This is a genomic window from Solibacillus merdavium (assembly GCF_014836935.1).
Classification (GTDB): Bacteria; Bacillota; Bacilli; order Bacillales_A; family Planococcaceae; genus Solibacillus; species Solibacillus ferritrahens.
Genome location: NZ_JACSPW010000009.1, coordinates 48,226 through 67,644, shown reverse-complemented (window position 1 = coordinate 67,644; position 19,419 = coordinate 48,226). Strand labels below are relative to the sequence as shown.

Sequence of the window (19,419 nt, the reverse complement as noted above, 5' to 3'; positions counted from 1 at the left end):
CTTCGTCTTTTTTAATATCAAAAACTTTTATTAAAAAACTTTCTATATGGGCTCATGCTAAAACGGGCATTACAATTTCTTATATGAATAAACAGCTAAAAAAGAATTTTTCAGCTGTTTATTGGGTATTCGATTTTGTTTCGTGTACAATTATAGGAACAAACATTCGAAGGAGCTAGTGAAATGGCAAAAAAGAAGTCTAAATTTATGTGCAGCAGCTGTGGGTATGAAGCGGCAAAATGGATGGGGCGCTGTCCTGGCTGTGGTGAATGGAATACGATGAATGAAGAAGTTGAAGTCATCACAAAAGGGCCACGTGGTGCGTTCCAACATTCTACAACCGCTACAAAAGCAACACCTATTATTCATGTGGAAGTACAGGAAGAAACGCGTATCGCTACAGAAATGAGTGAGTTCAACCGCGTTCTTGGAGGCGGTATTGTCCCAGGTTCACTTGTGCTGATAGGCGGTGATCCAGGTATCGGGAAATCTACATTATTACTACAAGTATCTGCGCTTCTTTCCAATCAAGGGAAACGTGTGTTATATATTTCGGGCGAGGAATCTGTCCGTCAAACGAAACTAAGAGCTGAACGTTTAGGTGTACATACGCCGGAGCTTTATATTTACTCGGAAACGAATCTCGAATTTCTAAATCAAACAATTGATGAAGTCCAACCTAAATTTGTCATTGTCGATTCGATTCAAACAGTACATCATCCAGAAGTAACGAGTGCACCGGGAAGTGTTTCTCAAGTACGTGAATGTACAGCAGAATTAATGCGTATTGCGAAAACAAAAAATATCGCAATCTTTTTAGTTGGCCACGTTACAAAGGAAGGGCAAATTGCCGGTCCGCGTATTTTAGAACATATGGTTGATACGGTACTTTATTTTGAAGGGGAACGTCATCATAACCACCGGATTTTACGTAGTCAGAAAAACCGTTTTGGATCTACAAATGAAATTGCGATTTTTGAAATGCTCCATGGAGGATTGAAAGAAGTATTAAATCCGTCAGAGCTGTTTTTACAGGAGCGTTCACAAGGTGCACCAGGCTCAACGATAGTGGCTTCAATGGAGGGGACACGACCAATTTTGGTGGAAATACAGTCTCTTATTACCCCAACAAGTTTTAATTATCCAAAGCGGATGGCTACGGGGGTTGATCAAAACCGTGTGCAGCTTTTAATGGCAGTTTTGGAAAAACGTATGGGTATGATGCTTCAGGCACAGGATGCCTATATTAAAGTTGCCGGTGGTGTAAAACTCGATGAGCCAGCAATTGATTTAGCTGTATTAACGAGTATTGTTTCGAGTTTTAAAGATCAAACGGTACGTCCGACTGATTGCTTTATTGGTGAAGTGGGGTTAACGGGTGAAGTTCGTCGTGTTTCTAGAATTGAGCAGCGTGTGCAGGAAGCGGCAAAGCTAGGGTTTAAACGCGCATTCATACCGGCTTCAAATATCGGAGGATGGGAGTTCCCTGCAGATATTCAAGTAGTCGGTGTTGAAACAATTAGTGATGCACTACGAGAATCTTTTCAAAATTTATAGGTACACCTCTTGTGCCTTGATGAGCATCCGTCAAAGAGTATAAGTTATCCTCACTGTAAAGCGGGGAACAATGTAGATAAAAAAGCGTCGCAAATGGTAGGAACCAAATTGCGACGCTTTATTTTGTTCAATTCTTTAACTTATGCTTTTACAGTTTTATCTTTCTTTTCAAATGCTTCTTTTTTGAAAATGCCAAATGGTTTTCCAATAGGCAGGAAGTTGAAACCGAAATGTTTGTTTAGAACATTTGCACCTGCACCGTAGAATGATAAAAGCGCAATAATTAATTCAGAGTAAGCGGCTAATAAGTGCATCCCATGTTCCATTATCCCAAATGAGCTTAATGCTAAGCCGATAAATAGGAAATCAATCATTACGAAGATAGAAAATAAAACTTTATTTGTTTCAGCTGCACCAATCGTCATAAATAGGGTAAAGATTAAATACCCTAGATACACAACGCCAAGCTGACGTGTATCTACAGATGCTTGCAATACTTCACCAAACACACCGGCTTGAACGAACCAGCTCATACCTACACCCATCCAAAATAGACCGTATGCTCCAAATGCTGTCGTACCAAATGTATTATTATGCTTTGAATCTAATACTGACGCATAAAATTGTGCAATTCCACCTAAGAAAATTGCCCAGGGAATGACTAATCCTAAACCTTCTGTCCATCCCAACTTTTGAGTTGAAGCGACAAATGTTACAATTGCTAAACCGAATAACCCGATTGCAGATGGGTCAGCGGTTGAAATTTTCACTTCTTTTGTTGTATCCAAAACGTATTCTCCTATTCTATGTTGTCATTTTTCTATTATATTAAAATAATATCTAAATTCTATGTATGAGTATAATTTTGAATGAACTCTGTAATAATCGAAAAGATATGATGTAAATTCAACAAATATAAAGGGTGGAATTTTACGTGGAAGTGGGGACATTGTCCTTACTTAAATATAGACCTTGACTAATATTTCTATTTTGTTTCAATATTGATGGTTGTCCTTCGCATGAACAGGGCATTATATGTATAATTATTGTTGGAGGTGAAAGTAATGTTGAAAAGAATTATTCAAGTAGCATTTTTATTTATCGGTGGAGCATTAGGTCTCATTTTCTTACCGCCATTATATGAATTTATGAATTTATCATCCAATCCGTGGCTTAATAATCCGTACTTTAGTGTTGCGATAGGTGCTGCTTTATTATTTGTCCTATCGTTTGCGTTATCCGATTACTTTGTAAAATTGATTACTTGGTTAGAAGAAGTATTATTTAAATTACCTGCAGCAGATTTATTGTTTGGGACGCTTGGCTTAATTGTAGGGCTATGTGTTGCAACGTTAGTTGGTGTAGCCATTAATCAAATGAATATACCTGTAATTACCGCGGTAGTACCTGCAATTTTATCGATTGTCCTAGGATATTTAGGCTTCAGATTAGGATTTAGTAAGCGTGACGAGCTCATGCAGATTTTTACAGGGAAATCTACAAAGAAACGAATTAATGAGGCATCAGAAAAGGAAGCGCAAGAACAGGAGCAATATAAATTGCTTGATACGAGCGTTATTATTGATGGACGTATTGCAGACATATCCGAGACGGGGTTTGTTGAAGGAATTTTAGTAGTGCCTCAGTTTGTGCTAACAGAGCTTCAACATATTGCAGATTCTTCTGATACATTAAAACGGACGCGTGGTCGCAGAGGTTTGGATATTCTAAAGCGCCTTCAAGATGAACGGGCATCCAAAGTCCTTATTACTGAAGTCGATTTCGAAGATGTGGCAGAAGTGGATTTAAAATTGGTCCGTTTAGCCAAAAACATGAGCGCACAAATTTTAACGAATGATTTTAACTTAAATAAAGTTTGCGAATTGCATCGCGTACAAGTGTTGAATATTAATGATTTGGCAAATGCGGTAAAGCCCGTCGTCATTCCTGGTGAAGATATGCAAGTTGTTGTGATTAAAGATGGAAAAGAACACAATCAAGGGGTAGCATATTTAGATGATGGAACGATGATTGTTGTAGAAGGCGGGCGAAGTTATATCGGTCAAGCGATTAGAGTAACGGTAACAAGCGTACTACAAACATCAGCCGGGCGCATGATTTTCGCAAAGCCAAAAGAGGATTAGGAAGTGAAGTATTTTGCGGTATGAAGTCGTTTTGCCAGCAGCAGGTAGTGGAAAACGTATGGGTGCTGGGCAAAATAAATTATTTTTGAACTTAGCAGATAAGCCCATTTTAGTGCATACCTTACTTGTTTTTGAACAGGATGCAAACTGTACAGGTATTTGGCTAGCAGTAAAGGATGAGGAACGATCATTTATACAGACGCTCATCGAAAATTATAATATTACAAAAGTAAAAGGGCTGCCTACAGGAGGGGAAGAACGACAGCATTCCGTACACTCATGTATTAAAGAAATGAAGGCAGTTGAGGTTGTTCTTGTTCATGATGCAGCAAGACCTTTTATTACGATTCCGAAGATTACAGAACTTGCGGAGGTTGCTTACGAAAAAGGGGCAGCCATTGCAGGCGTTCGTGCAAAAGATACGATGAAAATCGTGCAGAATGGACTCATTAAAGAAACCGTTGACCGTGAGTCTCTATGGATGGTGCAAACACCGCAAGCATTTCGTTATGATTTGTTGGTTGAAGCGGAAGATGTAGCTGAAAAGGTCGGTTTCTTAGGTACGGATGAGGCGATGCTGGTAGAACGGCTAGGCCATGATATTCACATCGTAGAATGTAGCTACGAAAATGTTAAAATGACAACCCAGGAAGATTTGATTTTCGGGGAAGCTATTTTAGAAAAACGAAACTTGAGAAAGAGCCTTGAAAAGTAAAAGGTTTTCAAGGCTTTTTTTGTAGAAGTTGATTATACTATGTGTAATGAGATTAGCAGAAAGAAGGTGAAAGCTAGTTTACTTTGTAAGCTAGCATTGTTATGTTTCGAATTGGACAAGGATTTGACGTTCATGAATTTGCAGAGGGACGTCCATTAATTTTAGGTGGGATTACAATTCCGCATGAGCGTGGTTTGGTAGGCCATTCAGATGCTGATGTACTTTTGCATACGGTGACTGATGCAGCATTGGGGGCAATTGGTGAAGGGGATATTGGTCGTCACTTCCCTGATACAGATCCTGAGTGGAAAGATGCAGATTCAGCGAAGTTACTTGAATACATCTGGGAAATAGTTGAAAAACATGGCTATAAATTAGGCAATGTAGATTGCACGATTATGGCCCAACGTCCAAAAATGGCTCCATATATTTCGCAAATGCAAAACCGTATCGCACAATTATTAAACGCAGAGCCTTCACAAGTAAATGTAAAAGCAACAACAACTGAGAAATTGGGGTTTGTTGGTCGTGAAGAAGGTATTGCGGCAATGGCAACAATTCTTTTAGTGAAAGCTTAAGGCAGCAACGGGTGTCAAAATTGACACATGCTACTTTAACTTACTATCTGACAGTGGTAGAATGGACAAGGTTTAAAAAGACACTTATTGTGAAAGTATAGTGCAATATAATGTCCTTTCTTACACATATAAAAAAATGTATACTTTTTATATTGAAAATGGTCGAGCGTTTTAACGCTAAAATTAGGAGGCAATATTATGACGAAAACAGTACGAGTTCGTTATGCACCATCGCCAACAGGATTTTTACATATCGGTGGCGCACGTACAGCTTTATTTAACTATTTATATGCAAAACATCATAACGGAACTTTTGTAGTACGTATTGAAGATACAGATATCGAGCGTAATGTAGAAGGTGGAGAAGCTTCTCAACTTGATAACCTGCGTTGGTTGGGTATTACACCAGATGAGTCAGTAGATATTGGTGGTCCTTATGCGCCATATCGCCAAATGGAGCGCCTGGATATTTATAAAGAACATGCAGAAAAGATGTTAGAATCTGGTCAAGCATATAAATGTTTCTGTACATCAGAAGAGCTGGAAGCAGAGCGTGACGCTCAAAAAGCGAAGGGTATTGCTGCTCCAATGTATGGCGGAAAATGCCGTCACTTAACATCAGATGAAGTTGCAGCAAAAGAAGCAGCGGGCGAACAATATACAATTCGTATGCGTGTACCAGCAGATGTAACATATAACTTCGTTGATTTAGTGCGCGGTGAAGTATCATTTGAATCAAAGGATATCGGTGACTGGGTTCTTGTGAAGGCAAATGGAATTCCAACATACAACTATGCTGTCGTATTAGATGATCATTTTATGGAAATTTCGCATGTATTCCGAGGGGAAGAGCATTTATCGAATACGCCAAAACAAATGATGATCTTTGATGCCTTCGGTTGGGAATACCCACAATATGGCCATATGACATTAATTGTAAATGAGGAACGCAAAAAATTATCAAAACGCGATGAATCGATTATTCAATTTGTTACTCAATATAAAGAACTTGGTTTTTTACCGGAAGCAATGTTTAACTTCTTTGCATTACTAGGCTGGTCTCCAGAAGGAGAAGAGGAAATCTTCTCTCACGATGAACTTGTTAAGCTTTTTGATGAAAAACGTTTATCAAAATCACCATCTATGTTTGATAAAACAAAGCTTACTTGGATGAACAATCAATATATTAAAAAAATGTCTGGTGAAGAGGTGGTTGCTCTAGCATTACCACACTTACAAAAAGCAGGCTTACTTCCAGAAGAGCTATCAGAAGAGCAATTTGTATGGGCTTCTGATTTAATCGCGCTTTACCATGAGCAAATGAGCTTCGGGGCAGAAATTGTAGAATTATCGAGCCTATTTTTCACAGAAGAAATTGCATATGATGAAGAAGCAAATGAGGTATTAGCAGGTGAGACAGTGCCAGCTGTTATGGCTTCATTTAAAACTCAATTAGAAGCTTTAGAATCCTTTGATGCAGATTCGATTAAAGCGGCGATTAAAGCTGTGCAAAAAGAAACAGGTGTAAAAGGCAAAAATCTGTTTATGCCAATCCGTGTTGTGACGACTGGTCAAACACATGGTCCAGAATTGCCAAATTCTATTGCTTTAATCGGCAAAGAAAAAACAATTGCTCGTGTCGAGAAGTTTGCTGAGTAATTATTCTAAGAATAGTTTTAATGATTGATTTTTCAGAAAATAAATGTAAAATGAATTTAAATTGTATATATTGTTAGCGCGTTGAGAAGGAGAAGTACGCGGCGCATACCTTATTAGAGAGGATCATCACCGGCTGAAAGTGATCTAGGTCAAGGCAAAGCTGAAATGCACCTTTGAGTATTTAACTGAAATTGTAGTAGGTTAAATCGATTTGTCCCCGTTATAGGACTTTCAAGCGGAAAAAGTATTGTATTTATATTTTTTCAACCAGAGTGGAACCGCGCGTATAGCGTCTCTGTCACCTTCAACTAGGTGATGGAGACGCTTTTTTTGTAGAAATAAAAAGTGAGCAGTTAATTAAAAAAAGAACATATATAAAAAGGAGCGGCAAAATGAGTATTCAAATCTTCAATACATTAACGAGACAAAAAGAGCCTTTTATTCCATTAGAGGATGGCAAAGTGAAAATGTATGTATGCGGCCCTACTGTATACAATTACATTCATATTGGAAATTCACGTCCAGTCATCGTATATGATACGGTACGACGCTATTTCCAGTATGCAGGCTATGAAGTAAAATTCGTATCGAATTTTACCGATGTTGATGACAAAATTATTAAAGCTGCCAACGAGCTAGGAGAAGAGACGTCGGCTTTAACAGACCGTTTCATTGCTGCTTATTTTGAAGACATTACTGCATTGGGTTGCCAAAAAGCGGATGCCCATCCACGTGTAACAGAGCATATGGACGATATTATTGAATTTATTAAAGTGCTAATCGAGAAGGGTTATGCATATGAATCTCAAGGCGATGTTTATTATCGTACGCGTAAATTCGATGGCTATGGAAAGTTAAGCCATCAATCAATCGATGATTTAAAGGTAGGGGCTCGTATTGAAGCAGGCGAAAAGAAAGAAGACCCGCTAGATTTTGCTTTATGGAAAGCAGCAAAAATAGGGGAAATAAAGTGGAATTCACCGTGGGGAGAAGGGCGCCCAGGTTGGCATATTGAATGTTCTGTTATGGCGCGTGAGCATTTAGGTGATACAATCGATATTCACGCAGGTGGTCAGGATTTAACATTCCCTCACCATGAAAATGAAATTGCGCAGTCAGAAGCACATAACGATAAAACATTTGCACGTTATTGGATGCATAACGGCTATATTAATATTGATAATGAAAAGATGTCAAAATCCCTCGGCAACTTTATATTGGTGCATGATATCCGTCAGCAAATCGATCCGCAAGTACTACGTTTCTTTATGTTGTCGGTGCATTATCGTCACCCAATCAACTTTGCGCAAGATTTAGTGGAAGCGGCGAAAAACGGATTGGATCGTATTCGTACCTCTTATGCAAATGTTGAGCACCGTTTGGCATTATCGGCAAGCTTAGGCGACGACAGCGAACAATGGCTTGAGAAAATTAATCAAGTGAAACTTGATTTTGAAAATGCGATGAATGATGACTTCAACACAGCAAATGCGATTTCGGCATTGTTTGAACTATCGCATATTGCCAATGTTTATTTAAAAGAAACCAATACAGATAAAGAAGTGTTGCAAGCGATATTAAGTATGTTTGATGCAATTGGGGAAGTATTGGGAATTAAAGTAAAAATTGAAGCTGGTTTATTGGACGAAGAGATAGAAGCATTAATTGAAGAACGTAACCAAGCTCGTAAAAACAGAGATTTTGCACGATCAGATGAAATTCGTGACCAATTGTTAAGTATGGATATTGTGCTGGAAGATACTCGTCAAGGAACACGCTGGAAACGAGGACAATAGATGCAAAACTTAACACCACATGATGTCATACAGCTAAATGCACTGGCGCTCGCCTATATGGGGGACGCCGTGCTTGAACAAAGAATTCGTGAATATTTAATTTTATCTGGTCGCGCAAAGCCAAATACATTGCATAAAGAAGCGACAAAATATGTTTCTGCCAAGTCTCAGTCAAACATCGTACATCGTATGATTGATGAAAATTATTTGACCGAAGAAGAACAAGCAGTTTTCCGTAGAGGACGCAATGCAAAATCAGGTTCTGTTCCCAAAAATACAGATGTGCGCACATATCGAAATAGTTCAGGCTTTGAAGCCGTTTTAGGCTATTTGTTTTTAAGCAAAGAGCATGCCCGAGCAAATGAAATTATAGATTACGCAATAGAAATTGTAGAACAATCAAAAGGAGAGTAACTATGGCAGAAAAAAGACAACAAGGTCGTAAGCCGCGAGATGGAAAAAGTCGCGACAAAAAAGCGGATACCTTTAAAGCTCACGATAAAAAACAACAGGAAAACCCGCAGACTGCTCAAGAGGAAGTAATCGGAGAAATGATTGCCGGGAAAAACCCAGTATTGGAAGCGCTTCGTGCGGGTCGTGAAATCAATAAATTATGGATTGCTGAAGGTGTTAAGAAAACCGGGGTACAGGAATTAATGGACTTAGCGAAAGAGCAGGGTGTGTTGGTTCAATTTGTACCAAAGCAAAAAGTAGATAAACTGGCAGAAAATCATCAGGGGATTGTTGCATCTGTTGCAGCATATGACTATGCAGAACTCGATGATTTATTTGAAGTAGCGAAAGTTAAAAATGAAGATCCATTTTTCCTTATTTTAGATGAGCTAGAGGATCCTCATAACTTAGGGTCGATTATGAGAACAGCAGATGCAATCGGTGCACATGGTATCATTATACCGAAGCGTCGTGCCGTCGGTTTAACAGCGGTTGTTGCAAAAGCTTCAACAGGCGCTATCGAGCATGTGCCTGTTGTGCGTGTAACAAATTTGGCTCAGACTGTGGACGAGTTAAAAGAGCGTGGCGTTTGGATTGCGGGAACAGATGCTAAAGGTTCGGCCGATTATCGTAAAATGGATGCAACATTACCGCTTGCATTAATTATTGGTAGTGAAGGTAAAGGGATGAGCCGTCTTTTAAAAGATAAATGTGATTTCTTATATCACTTACCAATGGTTGGTCATGTTACATCATTGAACGCTTCCGTAGCAGCAGCACTGCTTATGTATGAAGTGTACCGTAAACGACAAGAAGCTAACGGATGAGGTTATGCAAAACATCTTGCTAGTAGACGGCTATAACATGATAGGCGCATGGAGTGAGTTGCGTCCATTGCGTGAACCTCATTTTGAAGATGCGCGCGATCGCTTAATTGAAAGAATGGCTGAATATAAAGCACATACAGGTTGGCGTGTGATTGTTGTGTTTGACGCACATCTTGTACCAGGCACAGAGCAGCTTTATATTCAGCATGCTGTGGAAGTAATCTACACGCGTAAAAACGAAACAGCAGATGAGCGCATTGAAAAGCTTTCAACCGAGTTGAAAGGGCGTAAAATTCAAATCCATGTGGCAACTTCCGATATGACAGAGCAAAATGTCGTATTCGGTCACGGAGCTTTAAGGAAGTCCGCACGTGAGCTTGAAATTGAGATGCAAATCATTCAGTCGAAAATCTCCTCCAAAGTAAAAGAATCGACTGACGAAAAGCCAGCCTCAAGAATTAAATTATCGAAAGAAGTAGAACTACAATTTGAAAAGTGGAGACGAGGGATTAAGTAATAGTTTGCCCGCAATTTCCAATTAAGTTATACTATTCCTAATAATTCTAGCGTAGCTGAGGTGATTTTCGTTGCTTAAAAGTGAGAAGTTACAAATGGTACTGCATTTAGAACGTTTGACAGATGAAGGGCTTGTGGAGCAAGTGCATCTAGGCAATACAGATGCGTTAGATTTTTTGATTTCGAAATACCGGCTTTTCGTTAAAGCAAAAGCACGGTCATATTTTTTAATTGGGGCCGATAAAGAAGATATTATTCAAGAGGGTATGATTGGATTATATAAGGCCATCCGGGATTTTAAAGAGGATAAGCTTGCTTCGTTCCGTGCATTTGCTGAGCTGTGCATAACAAGGCAAATTATTACAGCGATTAAAACGGCTACACGTCAAAAGCATATCCCTCTAAATTCTTATGTGTCCTTGGATAAGCCGATTTATGATGAAGAATCCGAGCGGACATTAATGGATATTATTACGAGTCCGATTTCTGATGATCCAGAGTATTTGATGATTAACCGTGAAGACTACGTTTATCTCGAACAGAAGATGGGAGAGGTATTAAGTGAGCTTGAGCAGCAAGTATTGGTCCGCTATCTAGAGGGTCAATCCTACAATGAAATTTCTGAAGAATTGAACCGCCATGTTAAATCAATCGACAATGCTCTGCAACGGGTAAAGCGTAAATTGGAGCGGCATCTTGAACTAAAAGAAATAACTTAAACACTGACAGCCTTTATTGACAGTGGGAAATTTAGGTGTTAGTCTTTAAAGGACAAACTGCCGAAAAGGTGATATACATGGCAAAGAAAGTCGTTTTAAGCTGTGAAAAATGTGGTTCAAGAAACTACAGCGTTCCGAAAAAAGATGGAGCGACCGAGCGCTTAGAATTGAAGAAATTTTGCTCGCATTGCAATGAGCATACAACGCATAAACAAACGTTATAAATAAAAAATAGATTAATTCGTTGTTCGGGGGTTGGGCAAAAATGAGTAAGGTAACAAACTTTTTTCAAGAAGTCGGCTCGGAAATGCGTAAAACAAGCTGGCCAAAAAGCAAAGAGTTAACGAAATATACAGTAGTAGTAATTTCAACAGTTATCGTTATGGCATTATTCTTTACGGTGACTGATTTAGGAATCTCAGAATTATTGCGTTGGTTCTTGTCTCTATAAGCTATATCATGTTAATATTTCGAAATAGCCCGTCAATTTCAAATAACGGGTTTTTTCATTTGTTAAAAAATATCTAATAGCTTGTTTAAAGAAATAGATTATTGAAGTTTTGTGAACGGGGAAATATAACCTTAACACAATAATGTAAAGGAGGGACGGACGATTTAGTCCTACCTATATGGAGAAAAATTGGTATGTAGTTCATACGTATTCTGGTTATGAAAATCGAGTGAAAGCTAATCTTGAAAAACGTGTTGAAACAATGGGCATGCAAGATAAGATTTTCAGAGTAATTGTAGCCGAGCATGAGGAAATTGATGTAAAAGAAGACGGCAAGAAAAAAGCGGTAATGCGTAAAATCTTCCCAGGTTATGTTCTAGTAGAATTGATTATGACGGATGACGCTTGGTATGTAGTTCGTAATACACCGGGTGTAACTGGATTTATCGGTTCTTCAGGCGGTGGGGTTAAACCGACGCCGTTATTGCCGGAAGAAGCAGAACGTTTACTTGCACAAATGGGCATGAACGAATCTCAATTAGGTGAAGTTGAAATTTCTGTTGGTGAGGTTGTCGAAGTTCTTGAAGGACCTTTTGCACATTTCCAAGGTCGCGTAGAAGAAGTAGATGTAGACAAAGCAAAACTAAAAGTTTTAGTAGATATGTTTGGTCGCGAAACAGTGATGGAACTAGATTTCAACCAAGTACAAAAAATATAGAATTATTTAGACTTGATTAAGCAATTTAAAAGTGTTATCATTTCATAGGTCAGACTGTCTTACTTATGATGTTTGATTTTAATTAGTTTTAATGTTATCGGCTTAGCTGACGAACAGATATTGAGTGGGAGGGGCAACCCTATTACCACATCACGGACTTAAGGAGGTGTGTCTCGTGGCTAAAAAAGTTATTAAAGTTGTAAAACTTCAAATCCCTGCTGGTAAAGCAAACCCAGCGCCACCGGTTGGTCCTGCATTAGGTCAAGCAGGTGTTAACATCATGGGATTCTGTAAAGAATTTAACGCTCGTACTGCTGATCAAGCTGGTCTTATTATTCCAGTTGAAATTTCAGTATTCGAAGATCGTTCATTTACTTTCATTACGAAAACTCCACCTGCAGCAGTGTTACTTAAAGTAGCGGCTGGTATCCAATCTGGATCTGGTGAACCAAACCGTAAGAAAGTTGCAACGGTTAAACGTGATAAAGTTCGCGAAATCGCTGAACAAAAAATGCCAGACCTTAACGCTGCTTCAGTTGAAGCTGCTATGTTAATGGTTGAAGGTACTGCACGAAGCATGGGCATTACGATCGAAGACTAATCCCATCTTCAACACTTGATGATGTTTTTGTTTTTTGGAAGGTTGCTGCACTCTGATACTAGTTTGATGAGTGCGCAACCTTTATTCGTGGGAGGTCCAAATCCGTTACAACCACAATCAAGGAGGAAATTATAATGGCTAAAAAAGGTAAAAAACTGCAAGAAGCAGCTAAATTAATCGACCGCGCAACTTTATACTCTGTTGAAGAAGCAGTAGCATTAGCGCAAAAAACAAGCTCAGTAAACTTTGATGCAACTGTAGAAGTAGCATTCAAATTAGGTATCGACACTCGTAAGAATGACCAACAAATCCGTGGTGCAGTAGTATTACCACACGGTACTGGTAAAACTCAACGCGTTTTAGTTTTCGCTAAAGGCGAAAAAATTAAAGAAGCAGAAGCTGCTGGTGCTGATTATGTAGGCGATGCAGAATACATCCAAAAAATCCAACAAGGTTGGTTTGATTTCGATGTAATCGTTGCAACTCCTGACATGATGGGTGAAGTTGGTAAATTAGGTCGTGTATTAGGTCCTAAAGGTTTAATGCCAAACCCTAAAACAGGTACAGTTACATTTGACGTAACAAAAGCTATCGAAGAAATTAAAGCTGGTAAAGTAGAATACCGTGCTGAAAAGTCTGGTATTATCCACGCACCAATCGGTAAAGTTTCTTTCGATACAAACAAATTAGTAGAAAACTTCTTAGCTGTTTTTGAAGTAGTTCAAAAAGCTAAGCCAGCTGCAGCAAAAGGTACTTACATGAAGTCTGTAAATGTTACAACTACAATGGGTCCTGCTGTAAAAGTTGACGCTGCTAACGTATCTATCAAATAATTCATTCCGATTTTTTAAAATCGTTCAATAAAATTTGTTGACAACGCATCTCTTACTTGATAAGATGAATGCTGTTGTGAATCATCCATTTGTACCGTAGACAGTAGGGGTGCCAATATTGCACTTAATGAGCCTACCGAGGACATCGGAGTTCGGATTCTTTTTAAGATGATGTACTTTCAGCCTCTATGTCTATTTTGATATAGAGGCTTTTCTTTGTCGGTATAAATGACTCATTCTAATAGGAGGTGTCATCATGAGCAAAGCAATCGAAACAAAAAAAGTTCAAGTTCAAGAAATCGCTGATAAATTCTCAGCTGCTGCTTCTATAGTAGTAGTGGATTACCGTGGTTTAACTGTAGCGCAAGTAACAGAATTACGTAAGCAATTACGTGAAGCTGGTGTTGAGTTCAAAGTATATAAAAATACTTTATCTCGTCGTGCTGCTGAAACTGCTGGTTTAGAAGGAATTAATGAATTCTTAACTGGTCCAAATGCTATCGCATTCTCTAACGAGGACGTAGTAGCTCCTGCTAAAATTATTAACGAATTCGCTAAGAAAAATGAAGCGTTAGAAATTAAAGCTGGTATCATCGAAGGTACTGTGGCATCAGTTGAAGACGTTAAAGCTCTTGCAGAACTTCCATCTCGCGAAGGTCTATTATCAATGCTTTTATCTGTACTTCAAGCTCCAGTGCGCAACTTCGCACTTGCAACAAAAGCTGTTGCAGATCAAAAAGAAGAGCAAGGCGCTTAATATTAGCCTCTTAACTTCAACAATCAGGCAAATCGCCTAAACTAATAAAACATTCCATAGGAGGAAATTAAAATGAACAAAGAGCAAATCTTAGAAGCTATCAAAGCTATGACAGTTCTAGAATTAAACGACTTAGTAAAAGCAATCGAAGAAGAATTCGGTGTAACAGCTGCTGCTCCAGTAGCAGTAGTTGCTGGCGGTGCTGCTGCAGCTGAAGAAAAAACTGAATTTGACGTAGTATTAACATCTGCTGGTCAAGAAAAAATCAAAGTAATCAAAGTGGTTCGTGAAATCACTGGATTAGGTTTAAAAGAAGCTAAAGAGGTTGTTGACAACGCTCCTAAAGCTCTTAAAGAAGGCGTTTCTAAAGATGACGCTGAAGCTATCAAAGCTAAACTTGAAGAAGTTGGCGCTTCAGTAGAAGTTAAATAATTTTAGTTTAACTATATTTAATAGCTATGCCTATTGCTTAGCTTAATAAGGAAAGCTCGTCACAATTTTGCGGCGGGCTTTTCTTTATTTAACTTTTAGTGGATGAGAATGTATAATTTTTAGAAGAAATCCACATAAGGAAAAAAGACAGCATTTCGCACTGTTTGGCGCAAATGTGTTTTTCTAAGGGGGCGTATCGATGTCTGAACATTATTATTCAAATAAGCCTCAATCTGAAAGTAAACCACGCCAATGGAAATTCACTTTATTAGGCAATATATTTACATTCGAAACGGATACGGGTGTATTCAGTAAAAGCGAAGTAGATTTTGGTTCCCGTGTGCTAATCGATGCTTTTGAAATGCCTGAAGTTGAAGGTGTTTTACTTGATGTAGGCTGTGGCTATGGACCGATCGGATTGTCGATTGCAAAAAACAACCTTGACCGTGAAGTATTCATGATGGATATTAATTCGCGTGCAGTTAGTTTGTCTCAAAAAAATGCCCAACTTAACGGGGTTCAAAATGTACGTATTTTTGAAAGTGATGGATTGGATGCTGTAAATACTAATTCAAAAGTAGCGGCAGTATTAACAAATCCACCAATCCGTGCAGGAAAAGAAACGGTTTTTAAGTTTTATGACCGCGCATATGAGCTGCTTGTGGAGAATGGTGAGCTATGGATTGTTATTCAGAAGAAGCAAGGTGCTCCATCGACAATGAGCCATTTAGAAGAAATGTTTTCAGAAGTAGATGTTGTTGAGAAGAAAAAAGGATATTGGATCATTCGTGCAAAAAAATAAGTAAGATCTATATCAAATATTGACTTGACAAATTGAGTGTGATAACATAATAAAATGCAAAATTATTATTTTGAGGTAGTATGCCCTTTTGCATTATTTAATCAAATTTACGGGTATACTTGCTAAGAATAAGTTAAGTTTAACCGAAAATGAGGTTTTAAAAAAGTCTCGTTTTCTTTTTGTCTTTCGAAATCATACACCATTTGTATGTTTTTGCAAAGACCTATTATCGCTTTATTGAGGGGTGAATGAGTTGACAGGTCAACTAGTTCAGTACGGACAACACCGCCAGCGTAGAAGCTTTGCGCGTATTAGTGAGGTGCTGGAACTTCCGAATTTAATCGAAATCCAAACAGCATCTTATGAGTGGTTCCTTGAAGAAGGGTTGCGCGAGATGTTCCACGACATTTCTCCAATCGAGGATTTTACAGGTAATCTTTCATTAGAATTCGTTGACTATACTTTAGGTGAACCTAAGTATGAAGTGGACGAATGTAAAGAACGTGACGTTACTTATGCTGCGCCACTGCGCGTGAAAGTACGTTTGCACAACAAAGAAACAAACGAAGTTAAAGAGCAAGATGTCTTTATGGGTGATTTCCCGTTAATGACAGAAACAGGCACATTTATTATTAATGGTGCTGAGCGTGTTATCGTGTCTCAGTTAGTTCGTTCTCCAAGTGTATACTTCCACGAAAAAACGGATAAAAACGGTAAAAAAGGCTTTGGCGCAACAGTTATTCCTAACCGTGGTGCATGGCTAGAATATGAAACAGATGCAAAAGACGTTGTCTATGTACGTATCGATCGTACACGTAAATTACCAGTAACGGTACTTTTACGTGCATTAGGTTTCGGCTCGGACCAAGAAATTTTAGATATCATTGGTGACAATGAGTACTTACGTAACACGTTAGAAAAGGATAACACAGAAGGTACTGAAAAGGCGCTTCTTGAAATCTATGAACGTTTACGTCCAGGTGAACCACCGACAGTTGAATCTGCGAAGAATCTATTATATTCTCGCTTCTTTGATGCAAAACGCTATGATTTAGCGAATGTCGGTCGTTACAAAATGAACAAAAAGCTTCACATCAAAAATCGTTTATTCAACCAAACGATTGCAGAAACATTAGTAGATCCTGATACAGGGGAAATTATTGTTGAAGCAGGTACATTATTAGACCGTCGTAATCTAGATAAGCTAATCCCTTATTTAGAAAGTGGTGTAGGATTCCGTACGTTAAACCAAGTTGGTGGCGTATTGGAAGATGACATTACGATTCAATCGGTTAAAATCTTTGCACCAAATGATGAAGCACAAAAAGAAATTAATGTTATTTCAAACGCTTATGTAGATGAAGAAGTTAAAAATATTACACCAGCTGATGTATTGGCTTCTGTATCATACTTCTTCAATTTATTATATGACGTTGGTAACACAGATGATATTGACCATTTAGGTAACCGTCGTTTACGTTCTGTTGGTGAGTTATTACAAAACCAATTCCGTATCGGTTTATCTCGTATGGAACGTGTTGTACGTGAGCGTATGTCAATTAATGATACAGCAGCAATCGTACCGCAACAGTTAATCAATATTCGTCCGGTTATTGCATCAATTAAAGAGTTCTTTGGTAGCTCTCAATTATCTCAGTTCATGGACCAAACAAACCCGTTGGCAGAGTTGACGCACAAACGTCGTCTATCTGCATTAGGACCGGGTGGTTTAACTCGTGAGCGTGCAGGTATGGAAGTACGAGACGTTCACTACTCTCACTACGGGCGTATGTGTCCAATCGAAACACCAGAGGGGCCAAACATTGGTCTTATTAACTCTTTATCTTCATTCGCAAAAGTTAACAAATTTGGATTTATCGAAACACCTTACCGCCGTGTTGATCCGGAAACAGGTGCTGTAACGAAAGAAATCCACTATTTAACGGCTGACGAAGAAGACAACTATGTAGTTGCACAAGCAAACTCTATTTTAAATGATGATGGTACATTCGCTAACGAAGAAGTCGTAGGACGTTTCCGTGGCGATAACACAGTATTTACAAGAGATCGCATCGACTATATGGATGTATCACCAAAACAAGTAGTATCTGCTGCCACAGCATGTATCCCGTTCTTAGAAAACGACGACTCAAACCGTGCGTTAATGGGAGCGAACATGCAACGCCAAGCTGTTCCATTACTATATCCTAATGCACCATTCGTTGGTACAGGTATGGAGCACGTAGACGCGCGTGATTCAGGCGCTGCTGTTGTAGCAAAATATGACGGTATTGTAGAACATGTAGAAGCACGTTCAATTCATGTACGTCGTATTGAGTTAGTAGATGGTAAAGAAGTTAAGGGTGACTTAACTAAATATAAATTACAAAAATTCATTCGTTCTAACCAAGGTACATCTTATAACCAACGCCCAATCGTAAAAGTTGGCGACCGTGTAAAACCTCGTGATATTTTAGCTGATGGTCCTTCAATGGAAAAAGGCGAATTAGCACTTGGCCAAAACGTACTTGTTGCGTTCATGACATGGGACGGCTTCAACTACGAGGATGCTGTAATTATGAGCGAACGCCTTGTAAAAGACGATGTATATACTTCTGTTCATATTGAAGAATATGAATCAGAGTCTCGTGATACAAAGCTTGGACCTGAAGAAATCACACGTGATATTCCAAACGTAGGTGAAGATGCACTTCGTAACTTGGACGACCGCGGAATTATCCGTATAGGTGCAGAAGTTCGCGATGGTGATATTCTAGTAGGTAAAGTTACGCCTAAAGGAGTTACAGAGTTAACTGCGGAAGAGCGTTTATTACATGCTATCTTCGGTGAAAAAGCCCGTGAAGTACGTGATACGTCTCTACGTGTTCCACACGGAGCTGGCGGTATCATTTTAGATGTAAAAGTATTCAACCGTGAAGACGGCGATGAATTACCACCAGGTGTAAACCAATTAGTTCGTGCTTATATTGTTCAAAAACGTAAAATCCGCGTTGGTGACAAAATGGCCGGACGTCACGGTAACAAAGGTGTAATTTCACGTATCTTACCGGAAGAGGATATGCCGTTCATGCCGGACGGAACACCAGTAGATATCATGCTTAACCCACTAGGGGTACCTTCACGTATGAACATCGGACAAGTACTTGAGCTACACTTAGGTATGGCTTCTCGTTACTTAGGTATTCATATGGCGTCACCAGTATTCGATGGTGCCAACGAAGCCGATGTTTGGGAAACTATGGAAGAAGCTGGTATGAACCGTGATGGTAAAACAATTCTGTATGATGGACGTTCAGGTGAGCCATTCGATAACCGTGTTTCTGTTGGTGTCATGTATATGATTAAACTAGCGCACATGGTTGACGATAAACTTCATGCACGTTCAACTGGACCTTACTCATTAGTAACGCAACAGCCGCTTGGTGGTAAAGCACAATTCGGTGGTCAGCGCTTCGGTGAGATGGAGGTTTGGGCACTTGAAGCATACGGTGCTGCTTACACGTTACAAGAGATTTTAACTGTAAAATCAGATGACGTTGTAGGTCGTGTGAAAACATACGAAGCTATTGTAAAAGGTGAAAGTGTTCCAGAACCAGGTGTACCAGAGTCATTCAAAGTATTAATTAAAGAACTTCAATCATTAGGTATGGATGTGAAGATGCTTACAATCAATGACGAGGAAGTAGAATTACGCGACCTTGACGATGAGGAAGAAGTAGCTCCACCAGCTTCAGAAGCTGGACGCCCATCTGATGATAAAGAAGAAGACCCAGTAGAATCATTTGAATAATTTCAAATTGAATCGGGCAGGTATATGCCCTGCCCGATTTTTCTTATAAC

General features: G+C 39.0%; 20 protein-coding genes and 2 other annotated features. Of the genes, 19 read left to right on the top strand and 1 reads right to left on the bottom strand.

Annotated features, from left to right (window positions below; all coding sequences use genetic code 11):
• The first annotated feature begins 183 nt into the window (after nt 1-183).
• Nucleotides 184-1,557, top strand: a complete 1,374-nt coding sequence (gene radA, locus H9632_RS10880; protein ID WP_191704110.1) for a DNA repair protein RadA — start codon at nt 184-186, stop codon at nt 1,555-1,557.
• A 140-nt stretch (nt 1,558-1,697) separates the two neighbouring features.
• Here the strand turns inward: radA and H9632_RS10875 are convergent, their stop codons facing one another.
• Entirely contained in the window at nt 1,698-2,345 is a 648-nt protein-coding gene (locus H9632_RS10875) for an acetate uptake transporter (protein WP_191704109.1), read from the bottom strand.
• 276 nt (nt 2,346-2,621) lie between these two features.
• Here H9632_RS10875 and H9632_RS10870 point away from each other — a divergent pair, with 276 nt between their 5' ends.
• The 18 genes from H9632_RS10870 (at nt 2,622) to rpoB (ending at nt 19,369) form a co-directional block, all read left to right on the top strand.
• Nucleotides 2,622-3,701, top strand: coding sequence for a PIN/TRAM domain-containing protein (locus H9632_RS10870; RefSeq protein ID WP_191704108.1), 1,080 nt, complete (start codon nt 2,622-2,624; stop codon nt 3,699-3,701).
• A 13-nt stretch (nt 3,702-3,714) separates the two neighbouring features.
• Complete coding sequence (gene ispD, locus H9632_RS10865) at nt 3,715-4,416, top strand: 2-C-methyl-D-erythritol 4-phosphate cytidylyltransferase (RefSeq protein WP_191704107.1); 702 nt, start codon at nt 3,715-3,717, stop codon at nt 4,414-4,416.
• Nucleotides 4,417-4,517: 101 nt separating this feature from the next.
• Nucleotides 4,518-4,994 carry a 2-C-methyl-D-erythritol 2,4-cyclodiphosphate synthase gene (gene ispF, locus H9632_RS10860; RefSeq protein WP_191704106.1) on the top strand — a complete coding sequence of 159 codons (477 nt, stop codon included), beginning with the start codon at nt 4,518-4,520 and terminating at the stop codon, nt 4,992-4,994.
• 198 nt (nt 4,995-5,192) lie between these two features.
• On the top strand, nt 5,193-6,653 hold the full coding sequence (gene gltX, locus H9632_RS10855) for a glutamate--tRNA ligase (RefSeq protein WP_191704105.1): 1,461 nt from the start codon (nt 5,193-5,195) through the stop codon (nt 6,651-6,653).
• Between the two features lie 72 nt (nt 6,654-6,725).
• Nucleotides 6,726-6,953, top strand: a binding site (T-box leader).
• A gap of 92 nt (nt 6,954-7,045) precedes the next feature.
• The gene (cysS, locus tag H9632_RS10850; protein ID WP_191704104.1) at nt 7,046-8,449 is read left to right on the top strand and encodes a cysteine--tRNA ligase; all 1,404 of its coding nucleotides are present in this window, start codon (nt 7,046-7,048) and stop codon (nt 8,447-8,449) included.
• Nucleotides 8,450-8,863: a Mini-ribonuclease 3 gene (locus H9632_RS10845; RefSeq protein ID WP_191704103.1), complete on the top strand. Its 414-nt coding sequence runs from the start codon at nt 8,450-8,452 to the stop codon at nt 8,861-8,863.
• A gap of 137 nt (nt 8,864-9,000) precedes the next feature.
• A complete protein-coding gene (rlmB, locus tag H9632_RS10840; RefSeq protein ID WP_191704195.1) occupies nt 9,001-9,729 on the top strand; it encodes a 23S rRNA (guanosine(2251)-2'-O)-methyltransferase RlmB in 729 nt (242 codons plus the stop codon).
• Nucleotides 9,730-9,733: 4 nt separating this feature from the next.
• Nucleotides 9,734-10,246, top strand: a complete 513-nt coding sequence (locus H9632_RS10835; RefSeq protein ID WP_191701134.1) for an NYN domain-containing protein — start codon at nt 9,734-9,736, stop codon at nt 10,244-10,246.
• Nucleotides 10,247-10,340: 94 nt separating this feature from the next.
• Complete coding sequence (sigH, locus tag H9632_RS10830) at nt 10,341-10,964, top strand: RNA polymerase sporulation sigma factor SigH (protein WP_191704194.1); 624 nt, start codon at nt 10,341-10,343, stop codon at nt 10,962-10,964.
• A 35-nt stretch (nt 10,965-10,999) separates the two neighbouring features.
• Nucleotides 11,000-11,188 carry a 50S ribosomal protein L33 gene (gene rpmG, locus H9632_RS10825; protein WP_404829019.1) on the top strand — a complete coding sequence of 63 codons (189 nt, stop codon included), beginning with the start codon at nt 11,000-11,002 and terminating at the stop codon, nt 11,186-11,188.
• Between the two features lie 41 nt (nt 11,189-11,229).
• Nucleotides 11,230-11,415, top strand: a complete 186-nt coding sequence (gene secE, locus H9632_RS10820; protein ID WP_191704102.1) for a preprotein translocase subunit SecE — start codon at nt 11,230-11,232, stop codon at nt 11,413-11,415.
• A gap of 178 nt (nt 11,416-11,593) precedes the next feature.
• Nucleotides 11,594-12,133, top strand: coding sequence for a transcription termination/antitermination protein NusG (gene nusG / locus H9632_RS10815; protein WP_191701137.1), 540 nt, complete (start codon nt 11,594-11,596; stop codon nt 12,131-12,133).
• A 175-nt stretch (nt 12,134-12,308) separates the two neighbouring features.
• On the top strand, nt 12,309-12,734 hold the full coding sequence (gene rplK, locus H9632_RS10810; protein WP_008406998.1) for a 50S ribosomal protein L11: 426 nt from the start codon (nt 12,309-12,311) through the stop codon (nt 12,732-12,734).
• Nucleotides 12,735-12,868: 134 nt separating this feature from the next.
• Nucleotides 12,869-13,567 (top strand): 50S ribosomal protein L1, encoded by a 699-nt coding sequence (rplA, locus tag H9632_RS10805; RefSeq protein WP_191704101.1) that lies wholly within the window; start codon nt 12,869-12,871, stop codon nt 13,565-13,567.
• A gap of 76 nt (nt 13,568-13,643) precedes the next feature.
• Nucleotides 13,644-13,791, top strand: a sequence feature (ribosomal protein L10 leader region).
• Between the two features lie 32 nt (nt 13,792-13,823).
• Complete coding sequence (gene rplJ, locus H9632_RS10800; protein ID WP_191704100.1) at nt 13,824-14,324, top strand: 50S ribosomal protein L10; 501 nt, start codon at nt 13,824-13,826, stop codon at nt 14,322-14,324.
• Between the two features lie 72 nt (nt 14,325-14,396).
• On the top strand, nt 14,397-14,756 hold the full coding sequence (gene rplL / locus H9632_RS10795; RefSeq protein ID WP_191701140.1) for a 50S ribosomal protein L7/L12: 360 nt from the start codon (nt 14,397-14,399) through the stop codon (nt 14,754-14,756).
• 199 nt (nt 14,757-14,955) lie between these two features.
• Nucleotides 14,956-15,558, top strand: coding sequence for a class I SAM-dependent methyltransferase (locus tag H9632_RS10790; RefSeq protein ID WP_191704099.1), 603 nt, complete (start codon nt 14,956-14,958; stop codon nt 15,556-15,558).
• A gap of 253 nt (nt 15,559-15,811) precedes the next feature.
• Complete coding sequence (gene rpoB / locus H9632_RS10785; RefSeq protein ID WP_191701142.1) at nt 15,812-19,369, top strand: DNA-directed RNA polymerase subunit beta; 3,558 nt, start codon at nt 15,812-15,814, stop codon at nt 19,367-19,369.
• Nucleotides 19,370-19,419 lie beyond the last annotated feature (50 nt).

Coding starts and splice junctions, on each gene's coding strand:
- radA (WP_191704110.1), top strand. CDS start 184: ATGGCAAAAAAGAAGTCTAAATTTATGTGCAGCAGCTGTGGGTATGAA.
- H9632_RS10870 (WP_191704108.1), top strand. CDS start 2,622: ATGTTGAAAAGAATTATTCAAGTAGCATTTTTATTTATCGGTGGAGCA.
- ispF (WP_191704106.1), top strand. CDS start 4,518: ATGTTTCGAATTGGACAAGGATTTGACGTTCATGAATTTGCAGAGGGA.
- gltX (WP_191704105.1), top strand. CDS start 5,193: ATGACGAAAACAGTACGAGTTCGTTATGCACCATCGCCAACAGGATTT.
- cysS (WP_191704104.1), top strand. CDS start 7,046: ATGAGTATTCAAATCTTCAATACATTAACGAGACAAAAAGAGCCTTTT.
- H9632_RS10845 (WP_191704103.1), top strand. CDS start 8,450: ATGCAAAACTTAACACCACATGATGTCATACAGCTAAATGCACTGGCG.
- rlmB (WP_191704195.1), top strand. CDS start 9,001: ATGATTGCCGGGAAAAACCCAGTATTGGAAGCGCTTCGTGCGGGTCGT.
- H9632_RS10835 (WP_191701134.1), top strand. CDS start 9,734: ATGCAAAACATCTTGCTAGTAGACGGCTATAACATGATAGGCGCATGG.
- sigH (WP_191704194.1), top strand. CDS start 10,341: ATGGTACTGCATTTAGAACGTTTGACAGATGAAGGGCTTGTGGAGCAA.
- secE (WP_191704102.1), top strand. CDS start 11,230: ATGAGTAAGGTAACAAACTTTTTTCAAGAAGTCGGCTCGGAAATGCGT.
- nusG (WP_191701137.1), top strand. CDS start 11,594: ATGGAGAAAAATTGGTATGTAGTTCATACGTATTCTGGTTATGAAAAT.
- rplA (WP_191704101.1), top strand. CDS start 12,869: ATGGCTAAAAAAGGTAAAAAACTGCAAGAAGCAGCTAAATTAATCGAC.
- rplJ (WP_191704100.1), top strand. CDS start 13,824: ATGAGCAAAGCAATCGAAACAAAAAAAGTTCAAGTTCAAGAAATCGCT.
- rplL (WP_191701140.1), top strand. CDS start 14,397: ATGAACAAAGAGCAAATCTTAGAAGCTATCAAAGCTATGACAGTTCTA.
- H9632_RS10790 (WP_191704099.1), top strand. CDS start 14,956: ATGTCTGAACATTATTATTCAAATAAGCCTCAATCTGAAAGTAAACCA.